The 8,620-nt window shown below is 70.9% G+C and carries 9 protein-coding genes; 6 read left to right on the top strand and 3 right to left on the bottom strand.

Annotation, left to right across the window (positions count from 1 at the left end; all coding sequences use genetic code 11):
- Positions 1-218 precede the first annotated feature (218 nt).
- Entirely contained in the window at positions 219-680 is a 462-nt protein-coding gene (locus ACTWQA_RS58095; protein ID WP_443167339.1) for an aromatic-ring hydroxylase C-terminal domain-containing protein, read from the top strand.
- Between the two features lie 16 nt (positions 681-696).
- Here ACTWQA_RS58095 and ACTWQA_RS58090 read toward each other — a convergent pair whose 3' ends face one another.
- On the bottom strand, positions 697-1,044 hold the full coding sequence (locus ACTWQA_RS58090; RefSeq protein ID WP_443167338.1) for a nitroreductase family deazaflavin-dependent oxidoreductase: 348 nt from the start codon (positions 1,042-1,044) through the stop codon (positions 697-699).
- Positions 1,045-1,289: 245 nt separating this feature from the next.
- On the opposite strand from ACTWQA_RS58090, the gene ACTWQA_RS58085 reads away from it, so the two are divergent.
- Together ACTWQA_RS58085 and rox are read left to right on the top strand one after the other, a co-directional pair.
- The gene (locus tag ACTWQA_RS58085) at positions 1,290-1,904 is read left to right on the top strand and encodes a TetR/AcrR family transcriptional regulator (RefSeq protein ID WP_443167337.1); all 615 of its coding nucleotides are present in this window, start codon (positions 1,290-1,292) and stop codon (positions 1,902-1,904) included.
- Between the two features lie 57 nt (positions 1,905-1,961).
- The gene (gene rox, locus ACTWQA_RS58080) at positions 1,962-3,389 is read left to right on the top strand and encodes a rifampin monooxygenase (protein WP_443167336.1); all 1,428 of its coding nucleotides are present in this window, start codon (positions 1,962-1,964) and stop codon (positions 3,387-3,389) included.
- A 128-nt stretch (positions 3,390-3,517) separates the two neighbouring features.
- Here the strand turns inward: rox and ACTWQA_RS58075 are convergent, their stop codons facing one another.
- On the bottom strand, positions 3,518-4,612 hold the full coding sequence (locus tag ACTWQA_RS58075) for a glycerophosphodiester phosphodiesterase (RefSeq protein ID WP_443167335.1): 1,095 nt from the start codon (positions 4,610-4,612) through the stop codon (positions 3,518-3,520).
- 69 nt (positions 4,613-4,681) lie between these two features.
- Here ACTWQA_RS58075 and ACTWQA_RS58070 point away from each other — a divergent pair, with 69 nt between their 5' ends.
- The 3 genes from ACTWQA_RS58070 to ACTWQA_RS58060 all read left to right on the top strand — a co-directional run bounded on the left by ACTWQA_RS58070 (position 4,682) and on the right by ACTWQA_RS58060 (position 8,277).
- On the top strand, positions 4,682-5,410 hold the full coding sequence (locus ACTWQA_RS58070) for an SDR family NAD(P)-dependent oxidoreductase (protein WP_443167334.1): 729 nt from the start codon (positions 4,682-4,684) through the stop codon (positions 5,408-5,410).
- Between the two features lie 190 nt (positions 5,411-5,600).
- Positions 5,601-5,960 carry a hypothetical protein gene (locus tag ACTWQA_RS58065; protein WP_443167333.1) on the top strand — a complete coding sequence of 120 codons (360 nt, stop codon included), beginning with the start codon at positions 5,601-5,603 and terminating at the stop codon, positions 5,958-5,960.
- Between the two features lie 208 nt (positions 5,961-6,168).
- The gene (locus ACTWQA_RS58060; protein WP_443167332.1) at positions 6,169-8,277 is read left to right on the top strand and encodes an amylo-alpha-1,6-glucosidase; all 2,109 of its coding nucleotides are present in this window, start codon (positions 6,169-6,171) and stop codon (positions 8,275-8,277) included.
- A 170-nt stretch (positions 8,278-8,447) separates the two neighbouring features.
- On the opposite strand, the gene ACTWQA_RS58055 is transcribed toward ACTWQA_RS58060, so the two are convergent.
- Complete coding sequence (locus ACTWQA_RS58055) at positions 8,448-8,573, bottom strand: amidase family protein (protein ID WP_443167340.1); 126 nt, start codon at positions 8,571-8,573, stop codon at positions 8,448-8,450.
- Between the last annotated feature and the right edge of the window lie 47 nt (positions 8,574-8,620).

The following is an 8,620-nucleotide window of genomic DNA, read 5'->3' as shown; positions in this document are numbered from 1 at the left end:
CCCGAACCCGTCACATCAACATGCACACACGACGCTACACACCGCGACCGACAATTCCCGGCTCACCAGCCCCGACCAGATGATCCGAAACGCATCTCCACTCAGGTTCGCTTAGCCAATCAGGACAACGGTTCATACCCTCCGCATCTGGGGCGCGTCGTCGTTGAACGCGGTGATCGGGTCCCGCGCGCTGTTTCGGTCTCGTGGTCGGCGATGCGATGCACCATGAGGTCTTCCTTCGTCGGGTAGTAGGCGAAGAGCGTGGGTTTGGACACCTGCGTGACATCGTCACCGACCTGCTGCGGCTGCCCAACACCAACCGCCATCTCGCAGGACTGATGTCCGGCCTCTCGCTGCGCTACGAGCTGTCCGGGGACCATCCGCTCACCGGACAGCGCCTGCCGGACGCCGACCTGGTCACCGATGTCGGCCCCACCCGGCTGTCGGCGCTGGTCGGCTCGGGGCACGCCGTCCTGCTGGATCTGGCCGGAACCGTCCCGGCCGGCCTCCGGCCCCCGCCACGCGTCGACCTCGTCCGTGCCACATGCGCCGACGATCTGGGCGCCGCGGTCCTGCTCATCCGTCCCGACGGCTTCGTCTGCTGGGCGGCGGACGACTCCGCCGCCTGCGGCGATGCCCTGCTCGCCGAAATCGCCAGCAACCTTGCCAGGGTGCACTGAGCCTGGAGGTCGATCGTCAGCCTGCGACCAGGTCCATACGGAGAAACTCGGTGATGCGGAGCAGCCTCGGTGGACGTGCAATCTCATCGGGGAGGGCCTGGAACGCCTCGTCTTTCCCGACGAGGCGCGGGGTGGCGAGTTCCACCTCCCTCCCGTCGACCCGGAGCCGCGCACTGTCGGCCGCCAGGATGTTCTGCACCCAGTCGGACCGCGATCCATACACCAGAACGAACAGGTAGCCGCCGTCGACAGGATGCGCATCGAGCGGCGTGCGGTACGTCGCGCCAGAGACGCGACCGACGTGAGTCAGCACCGGCCACTTCCCGCCCGCGACAGCGGGAGGATTGAACACCCGCTTGTTCACGTGCCCCCACCACCTCGGCATCGGCATCGGGATCTCCTTCTCTCGCCCCGGCGGGGCGCGTCGTGGGTCAGATGTTCGCCGAGCTTCCAGCTGGTTCCACCCCGGGAGGACCTTACGCCCGTAAGGCGGCTTACGTATGTAAGGCTGGCTTACGCCTGTAAGGTTGTCAACCCGCCCGTACTCTGGAGCCGCCGATGTCACCACCACCACCGCAACCGCCACAGGAACCGCTCAGCAGAGGTCGCGTGCTGGAAGCCGCGATCCGGGTCGCGGATCGCGGCGGCGTGGAGGCGATCACGATGCGACGGGTGGCGCAGGAACTGGGTGTGGAGGCGATGTCGCTCTACCACCACGTACCGAACAAGGACGCGATCCTCGACGGCGTGGTCGACATGGTGTTCGCGGCGATCAAGCTACCCCATGCCGAGTGCGACGACTGGCGCGAGGCGATTCGTGCGCGCGCTTTCTCCGCGCGTGCGGTCCTGTCGCAGCACAGCTGGGCTCTCGGGCTCATGGACTCCCGTCGCAGCCCGGGGCCGGCGACGCTACGCCACCACGACGCGGTCCTCGGTGTCCTCCGGAGGGCGGGATTCACGCTTGTGATGGCCGCCCACGCTGTCTCCCTCATCGACAGTTACATCAGCGGGTTCGTCCTCCAGGAGGCGAACCTGCCGTTGACCACGCCGGACGAGGTCGATGAAGTGGCCGGCGGCATCCTCAAGCAGCTGCAGGCGGACGAGTTGCCGTACCTCACCGAGATGATCATCGACCACGCCCTGCAGCCGGGTTATGACTACACGAGCGAGTTCGGCTACGGGCTGGACCTGATCCTGGATGCGCTGGAAGCTCGCCGGAGGTAACCTCCGCCGGACTACGCGGAGCAGCCGGCCGAAAGTCACCTTGCTGAATGGGGGTCCATGATTGATGTGATCATTGCCGGTGGCGGACCGACCGGCTTGATGCTGGCCGGTGAGTTGCGGCTGCACGATGTGCACGTACTCGTGCTGGAGAAGGACGCGGAGCCGACCCGGTATGTCCGCTCGCTCGGGCTGCACGTACGCAGCATCGAGGTGATGGATCAGCGTGGTCTGCTGGAGCGGTTCCTCGCGCACGGCCGGCAGCACACGCTCGGCGGTTTCTTCGCCGGCATCGCCAAGCCCTCGCCCGACCGGCTGGACACCGCGCATGGTTACGTCCTCGGCATCCCACAGACCACCACCGAGCGCCTGCTGGCCGAGCGCGCCGCCGAGCTTGGGGTCGAGATCCGGCGCGGCTGCGAGCTCGCCGGGCTGAGCCAGGACGACCACGGGGTGAGCGTCGAGCTGGCCGACGGCACGCAGCTGCGCTCGCGCTACCTCGTCGGTTGCGACGGCGGCCGCAGCACGGTGCGCAAAGTGCTCGGCGTCGGCTTCCCCGGCGAGCCCTCCAAGGTCGAGACGCTGCTGGGCGAGATGGAGCTGACCGAGGATCCGGCGACGGTCGCCGCCGTCGTCGCGGAAGTCCGCAAGACCCAACTGCGGTTCGGCGCCATGCCCCTCGAGGACGGGGTGTACCGCGTCGGCGTGCCCGCCGAGGGGGTGGCCGAGGACCGCACCGTCCCGCCGACCCTCGAGGAGTTCAAGCAGCAGCTGCGGGTGTTCGCCGGCACCGACTTCGGCGCGCACTCACCGCGCTGGCTCTCCCGGTTCGGCGACGCCACCCGGCTGGCCGAGCGCTACCGGGTCGGCCGGGTGCTGCTGGCCGGCGACGCGGCGCACATCCACCCGCCGACCGGCGGGCAGGGGCTCAACCTCGGTGTCCAGGACGCGTTCAACCTCGGCTGGAAACTGGCCGCCGAGGTCAACGGCTGGGCGCCGGAGGGGCTGCTGGACAGCTACCACACCGAACGGCACCCTGTGGCCGCCGCCGTGCTGGACAACACCCGCGCGCAGACGGAGCTGCTGTCCACCGAGCCGGGGCCCCAGTCAGTGCGCCGGCTGGTGGCGGAACTGATGGACTTCGAGGAGGTGAACCGGTACCTGATCGAGAAGATCACGGCGATCGGGGTCCGCTACGACTTCGGTGAGGGGCACGAACTGCTCGGCCGGCGGATGCGGGACGTGAAGCTGAAGCAGGGGCGCCTCTACGAGCTGACGCACGGCGGCCGCGGGCTGCTGCTCGACCAGACCGGCCGGCTCTCGGTGGCGGGCTGGGCGGATCGGGTCGACCACGTCGTCGACTCCAGCGAGGAACTGGACGTGCCCGCGGCGCTGCTGCGGCCGGACGGCCACGTGGCCTGGATGGGTGACGATCAGCAGGATCTGCTCAGCCGGCTGCCCCAGTGGTTCGGCGCCGCCGTCAGCTGAGCGCGCAGTCGTGGCACCGCGGGCCCGGTCGCCGCGCTGGCCGGAACCATGGCCGGCCAGGCGGCGATCACGTTCGGCCCGGACAGGCGGGCGGCATCGACGCGGCGCCGGCGTCGGCGCCGCACCGGCTAGAGCGACCGCTTGGTCACGACGGCCCGGCCCATGCCGGGGTCGTCGCAGAACGCGCCGTCGATGCCCAGCTCGAGAAGCCTGGACAGCCAGCCCATCACGTTGCCGGTCGCCCGCGCGTACACGGGACTGGCCGGGTTCCCCATCCGGTAGTCGGCAGGGAGCTGGGAGTTCTCGTTGCGCACGGTCCAGACGTGCACGTCGAGCCTCCTGCGGTGGGCGTCGGCCACGATCGTCGTGGGCGGCAGCGTCTTGCCCGTGGCGTCCAGCGGCACCACACGCCGGGTGTCCACGCCGATGCCGTCGGCGTACTGGGCCACCTCACGCAGGCCTTCCGGCTTGACCATGTCGTCGTAGGTGCGCGGGTCGTTCGCGGCGACCCAGTCGTAAGGCCTGCCGGTGGCCGAGATGAGCTGGATCAGCGGCAACTTGGTCTTGGAACGCAGGTCGCGCAGGTTCGCCGTCTCGAAGGACTGGATGTACGCCTTGCGCACGCTGTGGCGGTTCAGCACCTCCAGCAGCGGCTCCTCCAGCGACAGGCCCTGGGTGTCGAAGTAGGTCGGGTGCTTGGTCTCCGGGTAGACGCCGACGCCGTGCTTGAGCGCGAGCTGCACGACCTCCTCGAACGTCGGGATTTCCGCCAGCCCGTCGAAGGCCGTGTTGTCGGGCCGCAGGTCGGGAATGCGTTCCTTGGCCCGCAGCGTCTTCAGCTCCGCCAGCGTGAAGTCCTCGGTGAACCAGCCGGTGATCTGCGCGTTGTCGATGGTCTTGGTGGTGCGCCGGCTCGCGAACTCGGGCCGTGTGGCCACGTCGGTCGTGCCCGAGATCTCGTTCTCGTGCCGGGCCACCAGCACGTGGTCCTTGGTGGAGACGAGGTCGGGCTCGATGTAGTCGGCGCCCATGGCGATGGCCGCCTCGTAGGCCAGGAGGGTGTGCTCGGGCCGGTGCGCGCTGGCGCCCCTGTGCCCGATCACGATGGGGGCCTGGCCGCGACGCTCCGCCGCGGCGGGTGGTGTCTGGATCAGCACAACGGCGACCGTACCGCCGGCCAGGACCCCGGCCAGCACGCTCGCGATTAACCTGCGCATCGTCATGGGCGGCACCGTAGACGCTCCAGGTGGACCGCGAGTTACACGTGAGCACACGGGGAAAGACTTGACGCTGTGATCGAACTCAATGACCGCGTGGCTGTGTTGACCGGAGCGTCAGGCGGCATCGGGCAGGCGCTGGGGCGGCGGCTGGTCTCCGCCGGGGTCAGGACGGCCTTCACGTACGGCACCCGCGCCGCCCCGGCCGAGCAGTTGGTGGCCGAGGCGCGGGCGGCTAGCGTGGACGCGGTGGCGCTGCCGGGGGACCTGGCCGACCCGCAGGCGCCCGCCCTGCTGCTCGCGGCCGCCGCCGAGGCGCTGGGCCCGGTGGACCTGCTGATCGCCAACGCCGGGCACGCGATCCAGCAGAACTACACCGAGGTGGACGCCGCGACGTGGGACCGGACGATGGCCGTGAACCTGCGGGCGCCGTTCCTGCTCGCGCAGGGGGCGCTGCCGGGGATGGCCGAGCGGGGGTTCGGGCGGGTGTTGTTCATGTCGTCGGTGGCGGGCTTCACCGGCGGCATCGTCGGACCGCACTACGCGGCCTCCAAGGCGGGGCTGCACGGCCTGGTGCATTTCCTGGCCGCGCGGGTGGCCGCCCGCGGCGTGACGGTGAACGCCCTGGCGCCCGCGCTGATCGACGACACCGACATGTTGCCGGCCGCGGCCCGGCCTGGCGACCTGCCCGTGGGGCGGTTCGGACGGCCGGAGGAGGTGGCCGACCTGGCCATGGCGGTGCTGCGAAACGGCTACCTCACCAGCCAGGTGCTCAGCCTGGATGGCGGCGCCTACCCGCGCTGAGCCGTTCGTCGACAAATCTGGCTGTTCATCTTAGAGATCAGCTGCATCCGAAATATGTGCTCGCCCCCGCCGACCGCTGCGCAGGTCCTGGCCCCAGTCTTTGCCTTCCGTGCCGTCCAAACCGGCGCCGACACCGACTCGCACTCGACTAATTTGCGCAATTTGGTCGGTAAGTAACAGTACGTACTCGTTGCTGCCTGATCATGGCGAAGTTACGCTTTGCCTGTTTGATAACTGCGGCAAGCACGGCTTCCCCCGCCTGAGGCTTCCCCGCCAGAAGCGGTTCTTCGGCTTCGTCACCGGCGACCTCGTAAGGGCCGTCGTGCCCACCGGCAAGAAGGCCGGCACCTGCACCGGCCGCGTCGCCGTCCGTGCCACCGGCAGCTTCAACATCGCCACCGCCCACAGCACCGTCCAAGGCATCGGCCACCGTGACGTCCGCCTTGTGCAACGGGCGGACGGATATGCCTACACGTTTCAGGAGGAATCATGCCGACCGTACGCTGATCCTCGCCCGTCTGAAGGCGGGGGCTCCACGGCGGTGATCTGATAAGAGCCGGTGAACACCTGGCCGAGCTGCTGTAAGTCCTGCGCGGGCGTCACGGTGGCCGAGGCGCCGGCGGAGGCGGCCCAGGCCCGAGCCGCCTGCCTGGCGGCGGCGGTCTCGGCGTCGGTGAGGCATGATTTGATCATTCAAATTAGCGGATTGCTACGAAATTTCCACCGCCGACACGCTTCAGTCAAGAGGGGGAGTCTTCGTGCTTCAGCCGCTGCTGCACGACCTTGTCAGTACGGTCATGGCGCCCGCGAGCGCGCTCAGCGGCCCCGACGGTCAGATCCGCCAGGCCGGCGTGCAGGGGCTCTTCCGCGCCGACCGCCGGGTGTTGTCCCTGGCCAGGCTCCTGCTCGACGGACGGGAACCGGAGGCCGTCGGGCACGCGCCGGCCGGGGCGGGGCGGACGCGGTTCGTGTCGCTGGCGCGCTGGCTCGGCGACCGCACGGCCGATCCCACGGTGCGGCTGGACCGGGTGCGTGAGCTCGGCCCGTACGGGATGGACGAGCACATCGAGATCGTCTCCACCGCCTCCGTGCCGGTGACCGCCACGGTCATCGTCGAGCTGGCCTGTGACTTCGCCGCCATCGAAGACGTCAAATCAGGCCGCACCGCCACCCATCCCGCGGCCCCGCCCGCCGCCCAGCCCTCCATCGCCGCCCCACAGGCGGCCGGCGTCCCGGCCGGCGAGGGGCGGCTGTCCTGGCGGTCGGAGACGACCCAGGTCACCGTCAGCGGGCACGGATCGCGGGCACGGGTGGGGGAGCACGCGTCCCTGACGTGGGAGGTCACCCTCCCCCCGCGGGGTCGGGTCACGCTGCGCTGGAGCCTGGTCGTGCACGATCCGGCCGCGGTCGTGGTGCCGGCCACCGGACCGCTCGAGTGGAGCGTGCCACGCGTGACCGCCGCCGACCGCCGCATCGTCCGGCTCCTCGACCAGGCGCTGGCGGACCTTCGCTCGTTACGCCTGGCCGAACCGGGAGCGCCCGGCGACACTTTCCTCGGCGCCGGGGTGCCGTGGTTCCTGACGTTGTTTGGCAGGGACAGCATCTGGGCCGCCCGGATGCTGCTGCCGCTGGGCACCCGGCTGGCCGCCGGCACCCTGCGCGTGCTGGCCCGCCGCCAGGGCGAGCGCTTGGACCCGCACACCGGTGAGGCGCCGGGGAAGATCATGCACGAGTTACGGCGGAACGCGTTCACGCTGGGGGAGCAGGACCGGCGCCTGCCCGCCGCCTACTACGGCACCATCGACGCCACCCCGCTGTGGATCAGCCTCCTGCACGACGCGTGGCGCTGGGGCATGCCGGACGCGGAGGTGGAGGCGCTGCTCCCTGGCCTGCGGGCGGCTTTGGGCTGGCTGGCCGAGCACGCCGATTCCGACGGCGACGGGTTCATCGAGTACGTCGACGCCGGCGGCCGGGGCCTGGCCAATCAGGGGTGGAAGGACTCCGGCGACGCGGTGCGCTTCCACGACGGCGGCCGGGCCGAGCCGCCGATCGCGCTGGCCGAGGTGCAGGGCTACGCCCACCGGGCCGCCCTGGACGGGGCCGCCCTCCTGGACGCCTTCGGCATGCCCGGCGCCGCCCGGTGGCGTGAGTACGCCGAAGCCCTGGCCGAGCGGTTCCGCGCCGACTTCTGGGTGGAGGGCGTCCACGGCCGGTTCCCCGCGCTGGCGCTCGACCGGGACAAGCGGCCGGTGGACGCCCTCACCAGCAACATCGGCCACCTCCTCGGCACCGGGCTGCTGTCGAGGAAGGAATCGGCCGAGGTCGCCGCGCTGCTGGCGGCGCCCGGCATGGCGGAGGGCTTCGGGCTGCGGACGATGTCGTCGGGGGAGGGCGGCTTCAGCCCGCTGTCCTACCACTGCGGATCCGTCTGGCCACACGACACGGCCATCGTGCTCGCCGGGCTGGCCGGCGAGGGCTTCGAGGCGGAGGCGGCCACGCTCGCCGAAGGGCTGCTCGCCGCGGCCGAGTCCTTCGGTTACCGGCTGCCGGAGCTGTATGCGGGCGACGCCCGCGAGCGGGTGGTGCGACCCGTCGCGTATCCCGCCGCCTGCCGCCCCCAGGCCTGGTCCGCCGCCGCCGCGCTCACCATCGCGCACGCGGCGCTCGGCCTGCACCCCGACGTGCCCGAGGGACGGGCGCTGCTGCGCCCGCTGTCCGGCGCCGTCCTGGGCGCGCTGACCGTGGGCGGGCTACGGGTCGCCGGGCACGACGTCGAGGTGAGCATCGGCCACGACGGCACGGCCTCGGTCACGGGGTTGCCCGACGGTATGCGCCTCGTCCACGCGGAGGCGGCCGCACCCCGCTGACCCGGCGGCTTCGGCTCAGCGGCGGCGGCTTCGAAGATCAGGAACTCCTGGCCGGGGCGGCCGACGAGCTGGAGGCCGACCGGCAGGCCGTCCATCGTCCCGGCGGGCAGACCCAGGACGTTCCACGCGCGCGCGGGCGCGGAGCGGTCACCCGTCGGGCCGTAGGCAACTCATGTGGTCGTGCCCACGATGACGGCGCCCGCCCGGCGCAGCCGCGCGACGCACTCGGCGTCGGCCTGCGCGACGTGGCCGGCGAAATGCCGCGACCCCATCGTCACCCGTAGCCCGGCGATCATGATGAGGTCCTTCACCGCGACCGGAATGCCGTGCAACGGCCCCCGAC

Source organism: Nonomuraea sp. 10N515B (genome assembly GCF_052245915.1).
Classification (GTDB): Bacteria; Actinomycetota; Actinomycetes; order Streptosporangiales; family Streptosporangiaceae; genus Nonomuraea.
The sequence above is the reverse complement of the archived record's forward strand: the minus strand, read 5'-3'. Positions and strand labels throughout refer to the sequence as shown.

Coding starts and splice junctions, on each gene's coding strand:
- ACTWQA_RS58075 (WP_443167335.1), bottom strand. CDS start 4,612: ATGACGATGCGCAGGTTAATCGCGAGCGTGCTGGCCGGGGTCCTGGCC.
- rox (WP_443167336.1), top strand. CDS start 1,962: ATGATTGATGTGATCATTGCCGGTGGCGGACCGACCGGCTTGATGCTG.
- ACTWQA_RS58095 (WP_443167339.1), top strand. CDS start 219: ATGCACCATGAGGTCTTCCTTCGTCGGGTAGTAGGCGAAGAGCGTGGG.
- ACTWQA_RS58055 (WP_443167340.1), bottom strand. CDS start 8,573: ATGATCGCCGGGCTACGGGTGACGATGGGGTCGCGGCATTTCGCCGGC.